16 protein-coding genes are annotated in these 17,240 nt (G+C 47.8%); 9 read left to right on the top strand and 7 right to left on the bottom strand.

Annotated features, from left to right (window positions below; genetic code table 11):
- Positions 1–72: 72 nt before the first annotated feature.
- A complete protein-coding gene (locus tag FD971_RS03000) occupies positions 73–822 on the bottom strand; it encodes a ThiF family adenylyltransferase (protein WP_215334634.1) in 750 nt (249 codons plus the stop codon).
- Positions 823–844: 22 nt separating this feature from the next.
- On the opposite strand from FD971_RS03000, the gene pdxH reads away from it, so the two are divergent.
- A complete protein-coding gene (gene pdxH / locus FD971_RS02995) occupies positions 845–1,480 on the top strand; it encodes a pyridoxamine 5'-phosphate oxidase (RefSeq protein ID WP_215334633.1) in 636 nt (211 codons plus the stop codon).
- A 29-nt stretch (positions 1,481–1,509) separates the two neighbouring features.
- On the opposite strand, the gene msrA is transcribed toward pdxH, so the two are convergent.
- Positions 1,510–2,082: a peptide-methionine (S)-S-oxide reductase MsrA gene (gene msrA / locus FD971_RS02990; protein WP_215334632.1), complete on the bottom strand. Its 573-nt coding sequence runs from the start codon at positions 2,080–2,082 to the stop codon at positions 1,510–1,512.
- Positions 2,083–2,134: 52 nt separating this feature from the next.
- Here msrA and FD971_RS02985 point away from each other — a divergent pair, with 52 nt between their 5' ends.
- The 3 genes from FD971_RS02985 (at position 2,135) to FD971_RS02975 (ending at position 5,908) form a co-directional block, all read left to right on the top strand.
- Positions 2,135–3,538 carry a coniferyl aldehyde dehydrogenase gene (locus FD971_RS02985; RefSeq protein WP_251368667.1) on the top strand — a complete coding sequence of 468 codons (1,404 nt, stop codon included), beginning with the start codon at positions 2,135–2,137 and terminating at the stop codon, positions 3,536–3,538.
- A 250-nt stretch (positions 3,539–3,788) separates the two neighbouring features.
- Positions 3,789–5,333, top strand: coding sequence for a DEAD/DEAH box helicase (locus FD971_RS02980; protein WP_215334631.1), 1,545 nt, complete (start codon positions 3,789–3,791; stop codon positions 5,331–5,333).
- A 2-nt stretch (positions 5,334–5,335) separates the two neighbouring features.
- Entirely contained in the window at positions 5,336–5,908 is a 573-nt protein-coding gene (locus tag FD971_RS02975) for a chorismate lyase (protein ID WP_215334630.1), read from the top strand.
- Here FD971_RS02975 and FD971_RS02970 read toward each other — a convergent pair.
- Together FD971_RS02970 and hemC are read right to left on the bottom strand one after the other, a co-directional pair.
- The gene (locus FD971_RS02970) at positions 5,905–6,714 is read right to left on the bottom strand and encodes a uroporphyrinogen-III synthase (protein WP_215334629.1); all 810 of its coding nucleotides are present in this window, start codon (positions 6,712–6,714) and stop codon (positions 5,905–5,907) included. The genes FD971_RS02975 and FD971_RS02970 overlap by 4 nt on opposite strands.
- Positions 6,715–6,736: 22 nt before the next feature.
- Positions 6,737–7,717, bottom strand: coding sequence for a hydroxymethylbilane synthase (gene hemC, locus FD971_RS02965; protein WP_215334628.1), 981 nt, complete (start codon positions 7,715–7,717; stop codon positions 6,737–6,739).
- 43 nt (positions 7,718–7,760) lie between these two features.
- Between hemC and argH the strand changes: the two genes are divergently transcribed.
- The 3 genes from argH to FD971_RS02950 are packed head-to-tail and all read left to right on the top strand — an operon-like array spanning position 7,761 to position 11,265.
- A complete protein-coding gene (argH, locus tag FD971_RS02960; protein WP_215334627.1) occupies positions 7,761–9,179 on the top strand; it encodes an argininosuccinate lyase in 1,419 nt (472 codons plus the stop codon).
- Between the two features lie 5 nt (positions 9,180–9,184).
- On the top strand, positions 9,185–9,736 hold the full coding sequence (locus FD971_RS02955) for a TRAP transporter small permease subunit (RefSeq protein WP_215334626.1): 552 nt from the start codon (positions 9,185–9,187) through the stop codon (positions 9,734–9,736).
- Positions 9,733–11,265: a TRAP transporter large permease subunit gene (locus FD971_RS02950; RefSeq protein WP_215334625.1), complete on the top strand. Its 1,533-nt coding sequence runs from the start codon at positions 9,733–9,735 to the stop codon at positions 11,263–11,265. Before FD971_RS02955 ends, FD971_RS02950 begins: the two co-directional genes overlap by 4 nt.
- Before the next feature lie 46 nt (positions 11,266–11,311).
- On the opposite strand, the gene FD971_RS02945 is transcribed toward FD971_RS02950, so the two are convergent.
- Genes FD971_RS02945 through FD971_RS02935 form a run of 3 tightly spaced genes read right to left on the bottom strand, consistent with a single transcriptional unit; the run spans position 11,312 to position 15,069 of the window.
- Positions 11,312–13,579: an arginine/lysine/ornithine decarboxylase gene (locus FD971_RS02945; protein ID WP_215334624.1), complete on the bottom strand. Its 2,268-nt coding sequence runs from the start codon at positions 13,577–13,579 to the stop codon at positions 11,312–11,314.
- Between the two features lie 39 nt (positions 13,580–13,618).
- Positions 13,619–14,185: a dCTP deaminase gene (gene dcd / locus FD971_RS02940; protein WP_041484826.1), complete on the bottom strand. Its 567-nt coding sequence runs from the start codon at positions 14,183–14,185 to the stop codon at positions 13,619–13,621.
- Between the two features lie 41 nt (positions 14,186–14,226).
- Positions 14,227–15,069, bottom strand: a complete 843-nt coding sequence (locus tag FD971_RS02935; protein WP_215335133.1) for a formate dehydrogenase accessory sulfurtransferase FdhD — start codon at positions 15,067–15,069, stop codon at positions 14,227–14,229.
- 135 nt (positions 15,070–15,204) lie between these two features.
- Here FD971_RS02935 and metG point away from each other — a divergent pair, with 135 nt between their 5' ends.
- Both metG and FD971_RS02925 read left to right on the top strand, forming a co-directional pair.
- Positions 15,205–16,875 (top strand): methionine--tRNA ligase, encoded by a 1,671-nt coding sequence (gene metG, locus FD971_RS02930; protein WP_215334623.1) that lies wholly within the window; start codon positions 15,205–15,207, stop codon positions 16,873–16,875.
- A gap of 147 nt (positions 16,876–17,022) precedes the next feature.
- The gene (locus FD971_RS02925; RefSeq protein ID WP_371743052.1) at positions 17,023–17,214 is read left to right on the top strand and encodes a DUF3460 family protein; all 192 of its coding nucleotides are present in this window, start codon (positions 17,023–17,025) and stop codon (positions 17,212–17,214) included.
- Positions 17,215–17,240 lie beyond the last annotated feature (26 nt).

Below are 17,240 nucleotides of genomic sequence, written 5' to 3'. Positions count from 1 at the left end.
TGGGATGACATCAGAATCCGTAATTTCCTACAGGGATTCCCCTTAAGGATTTATTGATGGATTTAAGAAAATCTACTGAGTGGCGATGAGATTTAAGACTTCAGCAGCAGCAGCCAAACCGCAGGCCGCAGTCACCATCACGGTTGAGCCATAGCCAGAACAAGCCAGCCCACCACTAGCAACTCCGGCGCGAGGCTCATGAGAGTAGATCGCGCGAATACCAATTTTTCTCTTGAGGTTTCTTGAGAAGCCGTGATCCTGCCTGAGTCCTTGGCGTACCTTCGCCAGTAAAGCATCTTGCTCTGTTCGAGATAGATCATCACATCTCACGGAAGTCGGATCTGACTTTCCACCAGCCGCACCACACATCACAAGAGCGCGCTGATTTTTATTAGCCCAAACCGCTAAAGCAATTTTGGTTTGCACTGAATCAGTAGCATCCAAAACAATCGCACCTTGAGGAATGAATACATCCAGATTTTCTGGCTCCAAAAAAGCATCGTGGGTAGTGAGTGTGATCTCGGGATTAATGAGTCGAATGCGATCAGTCATGGCTTGTACTTTTGCCTTGCCGTACTCACCTTCCAAGGCGTGCAGCTGACGATTGGTATTACTTTCGGCAATGTGGTCAAAATCAATAAGAACAAGATGTCCGATGGCAGTGCGAGCCAAAGCTTCGGCGGCCCAAGAACCTACTCCGCCCAATCCAGCTACGACGACAGTGGCTTGACGGAAACGCTCACGCAACTCTGGTCCGTATAGCCGAGCTACACCTCCAAACCGACGATCTCCAGCGCTGTCTTCCAACTTGTCTTCTGTCATAGCTTCTCTTTATACTGAAAAAATGGACTCTATCGCTCAACTCCGCAAAAACTATACCTTTGGCCAGCTTTCAGAGACTGAGGTTCCACCCAATCCACTGAGCTTATTTCAGCTTTGGTTTGATCAAGCCGTCAAAGCGGAATGCCCTGAACCCAATTCCATGACTTTGGCAACAGGAGATGCAGCGGGAAATCCATCAGCCCGTATTGTCTTACTAAAAGGCGCTGATGAAGCAGGCTTTACCTTCTTTACCAATTATGAAAGCCAAAAAGGCAAAGACTTAGCCGTTCGCCCTCAGGCTGCCCTGTTATTTCATTGGCACGAGCTAGAACGTCAAGTGCGCATCAAGGGGTTGGTTGAGCGTGTCAGTCCCACAGAGAGTGATGAATACTTTCACTCCCGCCCAGCAGCTTCCCGTATTGGGGCCTGGGCTTCGCCACAAAGTGCCGAGATTCCAAATCGTGAATTTCTCGAGGAAGCTAAAAAGCGCTTCGCAGCTGACTTTGGAGATAAACCTCCAAGACCTGATCATTGGGGAGGCTATCGTCTACACCCTACTGAGATTGAATTTTGGCAAGGTCGCCCTTCGCGCTTGCATGACCGCATTCACTATCAGCTCGATGGAGCTCAATGGCGTATTGCTCGCTTAGCCCCTTAGTAAGCTCAGGTAGGCTTAATCGGACTTCCTTAACGAAACTCTGGCGAAATGAGCGATTGAAACTTCGATCTGAATTTCGCTAATTTAGGCGCAACGACTGCCATACAGTAGCCCTGACCTGGGTGCTGACGAAAGTAATTCTGGTGATAATCCTCGGCTGGATAAATAACAGGTGCAACATCAATTTGAGTCACCACTGGATTGGAATAGATCTTTGCATCCTCCAATTCTTTAACTACTTCATGTGCCGTGACATTTTGACTATCGCTATGAGTAAAGATGACTGAACGATATTGCGTACCGTGGTCATTGCCCTGGTAGTTCAAGGTAGTTGGATCATGAATAACAAAAAAGATTTCTAATAAATCTCGGTAGGACACTACGGCTGGATCAAAATAGACATCAACGATTTCTGCATGGCCCGTTTGACCCGAGCAAACAGATTCATAGTCAGGATTGGCCATTGCCCCTCCGGCATACCCTGAAACCACTGCACTCACACCTGTGATTTGCTGGTAAACAGCCTCCAGACACCAGAAACACCCGCCTCCTAAAGTGGCGCGCTCAAGACTTGGATAGTTTTTAAGGATAGTTTCGATCATGCCTTTATCCTAATACCTTATTCAATCGTTTGCTTGCCACTCACAAATAACCATGTCGATAAATCGCTTCACACTCCAATTAGATGAAATCAAGGCTGCTTATGCCGCAGAACCCAACCCTACGCTAGAGGTTCGCCTTGAGCGAATTGGACGCATCGAACGCATGATTAGCGCCAATGAAGAAAAAATCTGCAAAGTATTGACTGCTGATTTCGGCAATCGGCATGTCGTTGAGAGTCGGTTGCTCGAGTTCCAAATGGTTTATCAGGCCTGCAAACATGCTCGCAAGCACCTTAAAGAATGGATGAAGCCTGAGCTAGTCCCAACACCAGGATTCCTGGGCTCTTCTCATGCGTGGACCCAAATGCAATCGATGGGCGTCATAGGAATCATGAGCCCTTGGAATTATCCAGTCCAACTAGCGCTAGTTCCAGCTATCGCCGCTTTTGCTGCCGGCAATCGTGTTTGGCTCAAGCCATCAGAGAGAAGTTCGCGTACCTCTGGATTTTTAGCAACATTAATTCAAGAATATTTCCACCCTAGCGAGTTTTGTGTCACTACAGGCGGTACCGAAGTAGCCGAATCTTTTGCAGCACTTCCGTTTGATCATCTTTTCTTTACTGGTTCAGCGGGCATCGGAAAAAAGGTGATGCGGGCAGCTGCAGAGCACCTGACACCAATCACCCTAGAGTTGGGCGGCAAATCCCCAGCAATTGTCGACTCTTCAGCCAAACTGAAAGATGCTGCTGCAAGCATTATTTACGGTAAGTTGGTAAATGGCGGGCAAACCTGTATTGCCCCTGATTACGCAGTAGTGCACGCGAGTGATTGCAATACATTTGTTCAAGAGCTACGTAATGCAGCCCAAGAGCAATTTTCCAACCCAGAGGAATTGACGGGGGCCATTGATGAGCATCAGTTGGCAAGATGGCATCAATTAGTTCAAGATGCAGTAGACCGTGGCGCGCAAGCAATCCCTTTGATTACCCCATCTAAAAATACGGCGCCGTCATTCACGCCAGTAGCACTCCTAAATACTCCTGAAGATGCACTCATCATGAAAGAAGAAGTGTTTGGACCCATTCTGCCGATCCTAGCAATCAGTGATATTGATTCAGTGATTCGCTACATCAATGAACGCCCTAAGCCATTAGCCCTGTATTGGTTTGGTAAAGATAAAAAAGTGATGCAGCGCATTCTGAATGAGACCCGCTCCGGTGGTATGACGATCAATGACACCCTATTGCATGCAGCAGTAGAAGATTTACCGTTTGGCGGTATTGGCCCAAGCGGCATGGGTGCCTATCATGGCAAAGCAGGCTTTGATGCCTTTAGCCATCGCAAATCTGTTTTACAAGTTGGCAGCTTGTTTGGCTTGAGCCCTTTAAGAGGCACTAAATTAGCCAGACCACCCTATGGCAAAAATGTTCAGCGCCTATTGCGCTGGCTACGTTGATGCCATTACTTGTAATTAATTCGGGAAAACCCTTGTAATAAGCCTCTGGAAATGCCATAATAGGAGGCTTTTTAAAGCAATTTGATTCATCGCCCCCCAGCTATATTTCAGCGCATCGTTTAGAAGTCATAAACACAGAAGTTCATAATCGCGCTGCCGCCTGTCTGATGGTCGATGCCTTTGACCATCACACTCAAAAAAACTAAGAGTGTATACACGGAGACATCCCTTAAAGGGGATGTGTAATTGCATGACTTTTTCTAAAGAAACTAATCCCTCTGGAAATGATTTCCAGAATTTCGCCCTCGCGGCGCCACTCCTTAAAAACGTTGCTGAGCTGGGTTACACCCAAGCCACTGAAGTGCAAGCTCAGGTTATTCCTGCAGCTCTTGCTGGCGGTGACTTATTGGTCAGCAGCCAAACCGGTAGCGGTAAAACCGCAGCCTTCTTATTGCCTTTGATTAATCAACTCATCGAAGACAACCCTAACGGCTCACCTGTACCAGGCCGCGCACAACCTAAAGTGTTAGTGCTCTGCCCTACTCGTGAATTAGCTCAACAGGTTGCCGCAGATGCAGTGAACTTAGTTCGTGGCATGAAAGGTATCCGTATTGCAACCGTCATGGGTGGCATGCCTTATGGCAAGCAAATCCAAGCGCTGAAAGGTGCATTGTTAGTTGTCGCAACTCCTGGTCGTTTACTCGACTTGACCGATAGCAAAGCAATTCGCTTAGATGATGTCAAACAACTCGTTATTGACGAAGCCGATCGTATGCTCGACATGGGATTTGCTGATGACCTCGAGGCGATTGATAAGCGTTGCGCTGCTCGCACCCAAACTTTGATGTTCTCTGCAACTTTTGCACCAAAGATTATGTCTTTGGCTAATGAGTTGACGACTAACGCTAAACGTATTGAGCTTGCTCATGCTGGCGAAAAGCATGCAAACATTGAGCAGAAGCTCCACTGGGCTGACAGCATGTCACACAAACATAAATTGCTTGAGCACATTTTGGCTGACGCCTCTTTGGATCAAGCAGTAGTGTTTGCAAGCACTCAAATTGAAAGCGAAAAGATCGCTGACACATTACGTGCTAATGGCTACGAAGCGAGTGCCTTACACGGTGCCATGCCTCAAGCTGTTCGTATGCGTCGCCTTGAGTCTTTGCGTAAGGGTCACACCAAGATCTTGGTTGCGACTGACGTAGCGGCACGCGGTATTGATGTGCCACGTATCAGTCACGTGATTAACTTTGGCTTGCCAATGAAACCAGAGGACTACACGCACCGCATTGGTCGTACTGGTCGTGCTGGTCGCAATGGTGTTGCTATCACTTTGGTTGAACATCGTGATCGCGCCAAGATTCGCAACATCGAGCGCTTTACACAGCAAGACATCGTTGCCTCTGTAATCGCTGGCCTTGAGCCACAAGCCAAGCCTAGCTTTGGTGGTGGCGGTGGTCGTCCAGGTGGCGGTCGCTCTGGTGGTGGCTTTGGTGGTGGTAATCGCTCTGGTGGCGGTGGTGGTCGTTATGGATCTGGCGCTCGTTCAGAGTCTCGTTCTGGTGGCGGAGGCGGTGGTAATCGCTCAGGCAATCATTTCGAATCTCGCTCTGGTGATTCCCGTCCATCTGGCGACTCACGCCCTGCCGGTGCCAATCGTTTTGCTGATTCACGCCCTCCACGTTCTGCAGACTCACGTCCAGCACGTTCTGGAGATTCACGCCCGTCCGCTGGTCCACGTTTTGCTAAACCAAAATCTGGCGGTCAACGTAGAAACTTTAGCGGTAGCTAAAAATGATTCACCGTCGTCGTCTCCGTTCTGCATGGAATCGAGTCGATTCCGGTGAATTGCATCAAGCGCCACGTAAGTGGCAATCTTGGCTCAGCGATACCGGTTCTTTAACCCAAAAAATTGAACGTGCAATTGGACAAAAACTAGAAGTAATAGTCTTACGAGATTGCCGACAAAACCTTAATAGCGACGAGAGTCGCTATTTTCATTTCGAGATTAAACGTTGTCGTATCCGAGAAGTGCTCCTATGTACTAACGGTGTCCCCCTCGTCATGGCTCACAGCATTATTCCCAGCAGTAGCTCAAGCGGAAGTAATCATGGGGTCTTACGTTTAGGCAAGAAACCATTAGGGGCAGTGTTGTTTGCTAAAACACGCATGCACTCTAAGAAGAAGCCTCCCCGAGAAATTGCTCGCCTAGATAAGCAAAGCGCCTTATGGAAAAAATGTTTCAGGCAATATCCAGAGTTGCCTTCGGTTAGTTGGGCAAGACGGACTTTGTATCAACTCAAAGGTCGACCACTCTTGGTAAGCGAAGTATTTCTGCCGGCGCTACTGGACTACCCTAGTAATTAAATAGACAACCAAGCTTGTGATGCTGCAATTAAAGCTTCATCACCTGGTTCGCAAGTAAATACCTCACCAAAACCTATCTGCTCAGCGGCATCTGCAATATTGTGATGCGGACAAATGGCTGTTGCGATATCAAGTGGTAATTTTGCTTGACCTAAATAGCGCACTGCTTCAGACGATGTGAGAAGCCAAAGTGATTTAGCAAAATCCATCTCATGAATATCGTCCCAGGCGGGGCTATTGAGATCTAATGGAACGCGCGCATAAACTGAAAAAGTCTCAACTTGTGCGCCAACGTTTTTTAAGGTGTCAGCTAGCCAGTCGCGCCCACCCTCGCCTTTAAAGATGATGACTGTCTTAGAAGACCAATCCCAATTCAGCTTTTGCAATTCTGCCCACAAGCCTTCTGAATCCCATTGCGCATTGTTCTGGGGAAGAATGATTTTCGTGGGATGGCTCTCAACACCGATTCCATGATTTTTGAGAGCTGCCATACTACTGCCGCCCATAACCCCAATAGGCATGGGCTTGTCAGAGAAACCCTGCCACGATTGCTCGAGTAAACGCATCGTGCATTCAATCGCATTTGGACTCACAAAAATGGCTAAGTCTGCAGTTTTGAGTGCTGTAGCAATCTGCCCCCGCAAAACATCATCGCCCTTGGGAGCAATCGTTAGCAGAGGTAAGGAAATAATCTGAGGAGTGACATCTGGAGTAAAGCCACTCTTGAGCAAGCTTGCCTGAAGGGCTTCTGACAATTGGCGCGCCTGTCCGCTTGGACGGGTAATGACAATGGTCTTATTGCTCATTAGCCAATCACTTTACTAATGATTATTTCGGCAAACCGTTGGGCAATAAATGCTCAGCGCCTTGAGCAATCAGATCGCGTGCAACTGAGAGACCCAGAGCCTCTGCATCTTCCAAACTCTTTACCGCACCTTGAGCGCTAGCCAAGCAACTTGCAGTGCCATCAACGCTAGCAACAAAAGAGCGGATGTTCATGTGATCTTGATCCCATGTGGCATAAGCCGCTAAAGGCACTTCACAAGAACCGCCTAATTGGCGAGATACCATGCGCTCAGCAGTGACCGCATAAAGAGTTGGCAAATCATTGAGTGGCGCAAGCCACGCTTTAATATTGGGATGATTACTCAAAGTTTCGATGCCAAGCGCGCCCTGCCCAGCAGCTGGCGTGTATGGATCAATCGGTAGTAGCGCTCGAATACGACTTTCTAGACCTAATCGTTTGAGACCGGCCGCAGCCAAAATAATGGCTTGATATTCACCGCGATCGAGCTTGCCCATACGGGTATCTAAATTTCCACGCAAAGGTTGAATCACTAAATGTGGGAATTTGGATCTCAGGACCGACTCGCGGCGCAAGCTAGAGGTGCCCACTACAGCGCCTTTTGGTAAATCTTCTAGGCTGGCGTAATCATTAGAGACAAATGCATCATGGGCATCTTCCCGCGGCATTACGCAGGACAAATCAAAACCCTCGGGCATGACCATAGGCACATCCTTCAGGGAGTGCACGGCCAAATCAGCCCGACCATCCTCCAGGGCTGTTTCGAGCTCTTTCACGAATAAGCCTTTGCCACCGACTTTAGAAAGGGCTTTATCCAATATTTGGTCACCCCGGGTAGTCATTCCCAGAATCTGTACGTCGCACGCTGGATAGAGCTTTTTGAGGCAATCCCGGACATGTTCAGCCTGCCACATCGCAAGACGGCTCTCACGGGAGGCGATTACCAGGCGCTGAGGAGTGGCAGAGATAGGGGATGTAGAGCTAGAAATGGGGGTTTGGGACATAACATTTAAAATAATCAAAGACCTACACCAATATACTGCGTTTATGAGCTCATCAAAAAATTCCCTTGCCAACAAAGCCCAAGCTTGGTCGGCCCGTTTTAACGAACCCGTTGACGAACTAGTTCAGCGTTATACCGCCTCTATTGGCTTTGATCAACGTTTTGCCTTGGTCGACATCGCCGGGTCTTTGGCTCATGCTGAAATGCTGGCCACCCAAAAGATTATTAGCGCTCAAGATTTGGCGGATATTCAAAAGGGTATGGCTCAGATCAAAGGTGAAATCGAGGCAGGTGAATTTAACTGGCAACTCGCACTGGAAGATGTGCATCTGAATATTGAAGCTCGTCTGACTGAATTGGTTGGCGATGCCGGCAAGCGTCTTCACACTGGCCGCTCACGCAATGACCAGGTTGCAACAGATTTACGCCTTTGGTTACGTGGCAGCGTTGATGAAATCGCAAGCACTCTCAAAACTTTACGTATTGCCTTGCTTGATCTAGCTGAGACTCACTCTGCTACGATCATGCCTGGACATACTCACTTGCAAGTTGCGCAACCCATTACTTTCGGTCATCACTTGATGGCCTATTACGAAATGTTTAGTCGTGATGCCAGCCGCTTGACTGATTTACGCGCCCGCTTCAATCGCTTGCCACTCGGTGCAGCTGCTTTAGCCGGAACGACTTATCCGATCGATCGCGAGCAAGTTGCCAAGACTCTAGGTTTTGATGGGATCTGCAATAACTCACTGGATGCCGTATCTGATCGCGACTTTGCGATTGAATTCTGCGCCTTTGCATCCATCTTGATGATGCATGTATCACGCTTATCTGAAGAGTTAGTGCTGTGGCTGAGTCCGCGCTTTGGCTTTATTGATTTGCCAGACCGCTTCTGTACTGGCAGCTCGATCATGCCGCAGAAAAAGAATCCAGATGTTCCTGAATTGGCTCGTGGAAAAACTGGTCGTGTGTATGGCGACTTGATTTCTTTGTTAACTTTGATGAAGAGCCAGCCGTTGGCATACAACAAAGATAACCAAGAAGACAAAGAGCCTTTGTTTGATGCGGTTGATACCGTGCAGGATACCTTGCGCATCTTCGCTGATATGGTTCCACATATTCAGGTGAAAGCCGATGTAATGAAGGCTGCTGCTGAAGAAGGCTTCGCAACCGCGACTGACCTAGCCGATTACTTAGTCAAAAAAGGTCTGGCCTTCCGTGATGCTCATGAAGCAGTAGCTCATGCTGTGAAGGCGTGTGTTGGTCGTAACTGTATGCTCACCGATTTAACACTTCCTGAATTACGTTTTGCTTGCGGCTTAGATAATCGCCCCGAACTGATGGGTGATGATGTATTTGCCCTGTTAACCGTTGATGGATCCGTGAACTCACGTCAACACGCTGGTGGTACCGCTCCAGCGCAAGTGCTTGCTGCAATTAAACGGGGTCGTGCAGATCTCTAAACTGCATGGGCTTTTGGGGAACGCTCTCAACAGGAATTGACCGCCTAAATCAATTCCTGGGCAAGATTGCTAGCGTCATGATCTTGCTGTCTTGTGTAGTGTCTGCTGCCAACGCCGTACTCCGCTATAGCTTAGACATGAGCAATAACTGGCCACTGGAATTGCAGTGGTACCTATTTGCTGCAGCTGTGATGCTAGGTGCCGCATACACCCTCAAACGCAACGAACATGTGCGGGTTGATTTAATTTACTCACAGCTTTCAGATCGCGGGCGTCTTTACATAGATCTTTTTGGTTTAATTGTCTTTTTAATGCCAGCCTGCATATTATTTACCTGGCTGTCTTGGACTACCTTGTTTTATCCCTCATGGCTCGTCTCAGAGCATTCGCTCAATGCTGGCGGCTTGTCACGCTATCCCATTAAGTTTGTTGTGCCTTTTGGTTTCTTTATGCTGAGCCTGCAAGGCTTATCGGAAATCATTAAACGTGTTGGCGCCCTCAATGGTGAAGTGACATTACCTGCCGCCGATCTCCATTATGAAAAACCCATGCAATGATTCCACTTGAATGGATGCCTCCACTGATGTTTGGTGGACTCATTGTGTTTATGTTAATCGGCTTTCCGGTGGCATTCTCTTTGATGGCTGCGGGATTATTTTTTGCCGGCATTGCGATCGCTGAGAATTTCTTTGGTATGCCGTTTTTGCAAGCCATTCCTCAGCGCATCTTTGGTAGCGTCCTCGCAAATGACCTGCTGTTAGCCATTCCCTTCTTCACTTTTATGGGTGCCATCTTGGAGCGCTGCGGCCTTGCAGAAGAGATGCTGGACTCTATGGGCCAACTCTTTGGACGCATTCGGGGTGGTCTTGGTTACTCGGTGATTATTGTGGGATTTATTCTGGGGGCAATTACCGGCACTGTGGCCGCCCAGGTGATCGCTATGGCGATGATCTCTCTACCCGTGATGATGCGTTACGGCTACAACATGCGCTACGCTACAGGCGTTTTAGCGGCTTCTGGGACCATTACACAACTGGTGCCACCCTCTTTGGTGCTCATCGTACTGGCTGACCAGCTAAAAACTCAGAGTGGTAGCGCTGATGTGGGCAGCATGTATCTAGGTGCCTGGGGTCCATCCCTACTACAAATTGGTCTTTTTGCCCTCTACACCTTTTTCCTCTCTCGCTTTAGGCCCGACTATTTACCCGCCGCCCCCGAGAACGAACTCACCCTCACAGGCTGGTCACTCTGGAAAAAATGCCTTATGGGGATTATTCCTTCAGCAGTGCTGATTTTCTTGGTTTTAGGAACCATCATGACGGGCATTGCAACTCCAACCGAATCTGGTGCCATGGGAGCGATGGGTGCATTGCTTTTAGCCTGGATACGCAGGACAAGCATTCCCAACCTGAGAGGATTAATACAAGAGGCTTATCAAAACACCATGCGCATTACTGCGATGGTGGTATTCATTTTGATTGGCTCAACCTGCTTCTCAGTCGTCTTCCAGGGTGTTGACGGTGGTCACTGGGTAGAAGAGTTGTTTTCTAATCTGCCAGGCGGTTGGGTTGGATTCTTGGTAGTTGTGAATTTATTTGTTTTCTTCTTGGCATTCTTCTTGGACTTCTTTGAAATTGCTTTCATTGTTGTACCCATGCTGGCGCCAGTTGCAGTCAAGCTGCTGGCACCAGTGCTGCTTGCCTCTATGAATGGCAATCCTCAAGCTGCAGCCAGCGCTGCACTAGTATGGTTCGGAGTTATGCTCTGCGTGAACATGCAAACCTCATTTATGCATCCACCATTTGGATTTGCGCTGTTCTATCTACGCGGCGTTGCACCGAAAGAAGTAAAGAGTAGCGATATTTATTGGGGTGCCTTACCTTGGGTAGCACTACAACTGATCATGGTTGTCGTGGTTGCAGCCTTCCCTGCGCTAGTCACCACCTTCTTAGATAAGCCTGCAGCCTTAGTGCAGAGCCAGGACTTTAATTTCACTGGCAGTGAAGAAACAAAACCAGACTCATCGCCAAGCAAGGTGGATGAAGATGCACCGGTAGTCTTTCAGCTAGATAAACCAGGCAAATAAAAACCACCCGTAGGTGGTTTTTATTCAGTAGATATGCATACAGGAATTACAAAGTAATATCCGGCTCTTGTCTTACGCAATCAACGTAGTACTCGCTGCGTCCATCGATATCCCCTTTAACAAGACCATGAATATCGGTCTCGAAGCCTGGGAACCGCTCATTGAAGTCTCGAGCAAAGTAGAGATAGTCAATGATGCGTTTATTGAAGCGCTCACCCGGGATCAACAATGGAATACCTGGAGGATACGGGGTTACTAGCATTGCAGTAATGCGATCTTCGAGTTGATCCAAAGGAACGCGATCCACTTTTTTGTGCGCCATCTTCGCCCAAGCTTCTGATGGCATCATCGCCGGCACCATATCTGATGTGTACATCTCCGTAGTCATGCGGGCAACGTTACGACTCTTATAAAACTCATGGATCTGCTGACAGATATCTTTTAGGCCAACGCGTTCATAGCGAGGATGTTTAGCAACAAACTCTGGCAATACTTTCCAAAGTGGAGCATTCTTATCAAAGTGATCTTTGAATTGCTGCAACTCAGTTACCAAAGTATTCCAACGACCTTTAGTAATACCAATGGTGAACATGATGAAGAAGGAATACAAACCGCATTTCTCTACGATCACACCATGCTCGGCCAAGTACTTAGTAACAATACTTGCAGGGATGCCCATAGATCCAAAGTTGCCCTCGATGTCTAAACCAGGGGTGACAACAGTCGCCTTGATTGGATCAAGCATGTTGAAGTCTTTGGCAACCTTGCCGAAGTCATGCCAGCTCGCATTCGGCTCTAGGATCCAATCTGAGCGCTCACCGATACCCTCTTCAGTTAGATGATCTGGACCCCAAACCTTAAACCACCAGTCCGAACCAAACTTATCATCCACTTCTCGCATTGCGCGGCGGAAGTCCATCGCTTCAGCAATTGATTCCTCAACCAGCGTTGTGCCACCAGGGGATTCCATCATGGCAGCAGACACATCACAAGAAGCGATGATCGCGTACTGTGGGCTAGTAGAGGTATGCATCAAATAAGCTTCATTGAAGCAGTCGCGATCGAGTTTATGCTCTTCGGCATCCTGTACCAATACTTGAGAAGCTTGTGAGAGGCCAGCTAATAACTTGTGAGTTGACTGCGTCGCAAACATCAAACTCTTCTTGGTGCGCTTTCGGTCAGAGCCGATGGCGTGCATGTCTTTGTAGAACGGATGGAATGCAGCATGTGGCAACCAAGCTTCATCAAAATGTAATGAGTCCACTTTGCCATCAAGCATCTCTTTGATCATTTCAACGTTATAAATAATGCCGTCATACGTACTTTGTGTGAGCGTCATAACGCGAGGCACCACACTCTTGTCTTTAATAAATGGGTTGGCATCAATTTTCTTCTTGATGTTTTTCCACTCAAACTCTTCTTTTGGAATCGGCCCAATAATGCCAAGGTGATTACGTGTTGGCATCAAGAAGATCGGGATCGCGCCCATCATCGTGATCGAATGAATCACCGATTTATGACAATTACGGTCTACCAGCACTACGTCGCCAGGGGCTACGGTTGAGTGCCAAACAATCTTGTTTGAGGTCGACGTGCCATTGGTTACAAAGAACAAATGGTCGGCATTAAAGATGCGCGCAGCATTGCGCTCACTTTGCAATACTGGTCCAGTGTGATCTAACAACTGACCTAACTCTTCCACTGCATTGCAGACGTCAGCACGGAGCATATTCTCACCAAAGAACTGGTGGAACATACGGCCAACTGGGCTCTTTAAGAAAGCTACACCGCCAGAGTGACCTGGGCAATGCCAAGAGTACGAACCTTCAGAGGCGTAATTAGTCAGCGCACGGAAGAATGGTGGGGCCAATGAATCTAGGTAAACCTTGGCTTCACGAATAATGTGACGCGCCACAAACTCAGGCGTATCTTCATTCATATGAATAAAGCCATGCAGTTCACGCAAGATATCGTTCGGCATATGGCGTGAAGTACGGGTCTCGCCATACAAGAAAATTGGAATATCTTCATTGCGCTTACGCACTTCTGTAATAAATGCGCGTAAGTTATTTAATGCAGGCAAGTCATGGTCTTCAGAGTCAGACACAAACTCTTCATCGTCAATTGACACAATAAAACTAGAGGCACGGGAGGCTTGTTGTGCAAAGGATGTGAGGTCACCATAGCTGGTTAAGCCGATAACCTCCATGCCCTCGTTTTCAATAGCCTCCGCTAAGTCACGAATACCCGAACCTGAAATATTTTCAGAGCGAAAGTCCTCATCAATAATGATGATTGGAAAACGAAATTTCATGAGTACCCTTTAAATTCGCCAATACGGCGATTAAATAGATTAAGTCTTCGGCAGAGTTACGCCGACTTGGCCTTGATACTTACCGCCACGATCTTTGTACGATGTGCCACACACTTCATCGCTTTCAAAGAACAGAACTTGAGCACATCCCTCACCGGCATAAATTTTTGCTGGCAATGGAGTTGTATTAGAAAACTCGAGTGTGACGTAGCCCTCCCACTCCGGCTCAAATGGAGTGACGTTCACAATAATTCCGCAACGCGCATAAGTACTCTTACCAACGCAAACAGTTAGCACACTGCGTGGGATTTTGAAGTACTCAACCGTTCTGGCTAAAGCAAATGAGTTTGGGGGAATGATGCAGACTGGGCCCTTGAAATCTACAAAGGATTGCTCATCGAAATTCTTAGGATCAACGATGGTGCTATTGATATTCGTAAAAATCTTGAACTCGTCAGCGCAACGAATGTCATAGCCATAGCTTGAAGTGCCATAGCTCACAATTTTTTGTCCGGCGGCGTCTTGGCGGACCTGCCCAGGTTCAAATGGGCTGATCATGCCTTGCTCGCCCATGCGGCGGATCCAGTGGTCAGATTTAATAGTCATGGCCGAATTGTAAAACCATCGCAGGCCATATGACCACGAATTTACGAGGCAGCAGGCGGGGAGGTAAAAATCACCCTCTCGGGGGCATTGAAAATCTCAAAATGCTTCCCAGAACAGCGGGACAGAAGGGTAAGGTTGGTTTTGCGGGCTAGCTCGAGACCCATTAAGGTCATGCCAGAACGGGTCATCAAAAAAGGAATGCCCATCTGAGCGCCTTTAATGACCATCTCTGAAGTGAGGCGTCCGGTAGTGAAAAAGATCAGATCTTTGCCTGGCTTGTCAGCGAGCCACATGAGACCGGAGATAGAGTCAACAGCATTATGGCGTCCAACGTCCTCAATAAAGTGCAGTAGGCGGACGCTGTTGTTACCTTCTCGCTCAAATACAGCGCAAGCATGCACCGAGCCGGATTTCTTATAGATGGTGTCATGAACTCGAATACTGTCGATGAGGGCGACTATTGCCTCTTGGGTTAATTGAGGGCCATCTGGCAATCTAATCTCCGCCATCTCCTCTATCAAGCCACCAAACATCGTGCCCTGCCCACAACCCGTAGTTACTACACGCTTACTGGTGAGAGCATCGATATCCACCGTGCTGCGATGGGTCTTGACCGCTGCAGAATCCGTCTCCCAATCCACCTGAATACTGGCAATATCATCTGGCGACTCAACCAGACGCTGATTACGCAAATAGCCTAGTACTAAGGCTTCGGGGGCGCTTCCCAAGGTCATCAGGGTGACAACTTCCCGCTTATCCAGATAAATGGTTAAAGGACGTTCCCCGGGGATATGGGTGGTCTTGATACGCCCTGCCTCATCCATGACCTGCACTTCGTGCACCAAAGGCACGGAAGCGTGAGTCATCTGAATGTGGTGGGGCAAAGCCATAAAACGCCTCTTAAAAAGGTTCAAATCGGTATTTACTTTAACCGCAGACTAAAATTGGTGCTGAAGTGAGGCCCTAAGCCCCATAATCTTGTATTCCCATTTGTTGAAATTATTTCTAATTAAGTTCGCATGAGTAGCCCCAAACGTCGCCTGCTAGTTACCTCCGCCTTGCCTTACGCCAATGGCCAAATTCATATTGGACATTTGGTGGAATACATCCAAACGGATATTTGGGTGCGCTTCCAAAGAATGCGTGGTCACGAGGTGCATTATGTCGGCGCTGACGATACTCACGGCACACCGATTATGTTGCGCGCTGAAAAAGAGGGTCTGACTCCTAAAGAGCTCATCGCCAATGTTTGGAAAGAGCACAAACGCGACTTCGATGATTTCTTAATCTCGTTTGACAACTACTACACCACAGACAGCCCTGAGAATGAAGCACTTTCTCAAAGCATCTATCTCAAGTTGCGCGATGCAGGCTTAATTGAAATGCGCTCGATTGAGCAAGCATACGACCCTGTTAAAGAGATGTTCTTGCCAGATCGCTTTATTAAAGGTGAGTGCCCTAAGTGTGGCGCCAAAGATCAGTACGGCGACTCTTGCGAAAAATGTGGGGCAACTTATTCACCGACTGATTTGAAGAACCCGTTCTCTGTAGTAAGCGGTGCAACACCCATTAAAAAAGTTTCTGATCATTACTTCTTCAAATTATCCGATCCTCGTTGTGAAACTTTCTTGCGCGAGTGGACTCAAGTCAAAACCCCGTTACAACCTGAAGCACGTAACAAGATGAAGGAATGGGTTGGAGAGCCAGGAGATAGCAAGCTTGGAGATTGGGACATCTCTCGTGATGCGCCCTACTTTGGCTTTGAAATCCCCGATGCACCAGGAAAATATTTCTATGTATGGCTTGATGCGCCAATTGGCTATTACGCCAGCTTCCTCAACTACTGCCAGAGCAAAGGTCTGAACTTTGAGGAATGGGTCAGACCCGATACCACTACCGAGCAGTACCACTTCATTGGCAAAGACATTCTGTATTTCCACACACTCTTTTGGCCAGCAACTCTGCACTTTGCGGGCTACCGTACACCAACTAATGTATTTGCTCACGGCTTCCTCACCGTTGATGGTGAGAAGATGAGTAAGTCACGTGGTACTTTAATTTCTGCGCATAGCGTGATTGAATCCGGATTTAATCCAGAATGGTTCCGCTATTACTTTGCAACCAAACTCAATGACAGCATGGAAGATTTAGATTTAAATCTCCAAGACTTTGTTGCACGCGTTAACAGTGACCTATTGGGCAAGTACATCAACATCGCCAGTCGTAGCGCCGGTTTCTTGGTGAAACGTTTTGGTGGCATTGTTTCCGATGCGGCCATGAATAATCCACTGCTCATTGATATTGCAGCAGCAAGCGAAAAGATTGCTGAACTTTATGAGGCTCGTGAATACGCAAAAGCATTGCGCACCATCATGGAGTTAGCGGACAGGGTCAATGCCTTTGTTGATGAAAACAAACCTTGGGAAATTGCCAAAGATCCTGAGCGTGAAGCTGACTTACAGAGAGTCTGTAGCGTCACCTTGGAGGCATTCCGTTTGTTGAGCCTCTATCTCAAGCCAGTACTTCCTCAAGTTACAGCCGGAGTTGAGGACTTTCTCTCAGTGCCAGCCATGTCCTGGAATGACGTTAAAACACCGCTCTCCAGCCAAAATCCGATCAAAGCCTATAAACACCTTATGACCCGGGTTGAAGCGCCTCAAATCGAGGCTTTATTAGCGGCAAACCTCTAAAAACGAGTCCAAATAGGCTAATTTCTAGGAATTGGCCAAAAAGTCGGCAGGTTTTTAGGAAAAATCGTTAATAATGATGGGCTAGGCAGTTTCTTACTGCGCAGTAATTTTTTTAAGTTATTGAATTAATTAAGAATTTTAGGAAATATGATGGCTAGATATACATCCGAATTCACCCAGTTCTTAAATGAGCTCAAGTCCGAGAAGCCACACCTCGAAGCAGGCCAGCAAGCTGGTCGTGCACTCCTTTGGGACAAAGAGCCTTTGACTACGGAAGATCAACGTCGCGCTAAAGCAGCAAAATTAAAGCAACGCGCTTACGTTTACTCGAATGACTAACTCTGGTAATTCGCTGGGATCTGAGC

Source organism: Polynucleobacter sp. AP-Ainpum-60-G11 (genome assembly GCF_018688375.1).
GTDB lineage: Bacteria > Pseudomonadota > Gammaproteobacteria > Burkholderiales > Burkholderiaceae > Polynucleobacter.
This window is presented reverse-complemented; position numbering and strand designations above follow the sequence as displayed.

Coding starts and splice junctions, on each gene's coding strand:
- FD971_RS02945 (WP_215334624.1), bottom strand. CDS start 13,579: ATGAAATTTCGTTTTCCAATCATCATTATTGATGAGGACTTTCGCTCT.
- FD971_RS02970 (WP_215334629.1), bottom strand. CDS start 6,714: ATGAGCAATAAGACCATTGTCATTACCCGTCCAAGCGGACAGGCGCGC.
- hemC (WP_215334628.1), bottom strand. CDS start 7,717: ATGTCCCAAACCCCCATTTCTAGCTCTACATCCCCTATCTCTGCCACT.
- pdxH (WP_215334633.1), top strand. CDS start 845: ATGGACTCTATCGCTCAACTCCGCAAAAACTATACCTTTGGCCAGCTT.
- FD971_RS02925 (WP_371743052.1), top strand. CDS start 17,023: ATGATGGCTAGATATACATCCGAATTCACCCAGTTCTTAAATGAGCTC.
- FD971_RS02955 (WP_215334626.1), top strand. CDS start 9,185: ATGGGCTTTTGGGGAACGCTCTCAACAGGAATTGACCGCCTAAATCAA.
- FD971_RS02975 (WP_215334630.1), top strand. CDS start 5,336: ATGATTCACCGTCGTCGTCTCCGTTCTGCATGGAATCGAGTCGATTCC.
- dcd (WP_041484826.1), bottom strand. CDS start 14,185: ATGACTATTAAATCTGACCACTGGATCCGCCGCATGGGCGAGCAAGGC.
- FD971_RS02950 (WP_215334625.1), top strand. CDS start 9,733: ATGATTCCACTTGAATGGATGCCTCCACTGATGTTTGGTGGACTCATT.
- FD971_RS02980 (WP_215334631.1), top strand. CDS start 3,789: ATGACTTTTTCTAAAGAAACTAATCCCTCTGGAAATGATTTCCAGAAT.
- metG (WP_215334623.1), top strand. CDS start 15,205: ATGAGTAGCCCCAAACGTCGCCTGCTAGTTACCTCCGCCTTGCCTTAC.
- FD971_RS02985 (WP_251368667.1), top strand. CDS start 2,135: ATGTCGATAAATCGCTTCACACTCCAATTAGATGAAATCAAGGCTGCT.
- argH (WP_215334627.1), top strand. CDS start 7,761: ATGAGCTCATCAAAAAATTCCCTTGCCAACAAAGCCCAAGCTTGGTCG.
- FD971_RS03000 (WP_215334634.1), bottom strand. CDS start 822: ATGACAGAAGACAAGTTGGAAGACAGCGCTGGAGATCGTCGGTTTGGA.
- msrA (WP_215334632.1), bottom strand. CDS start 2,082: ATGATCGAAACTATCCTTAAAAACTATCCAAGTCTTGAGCGCGCCACT.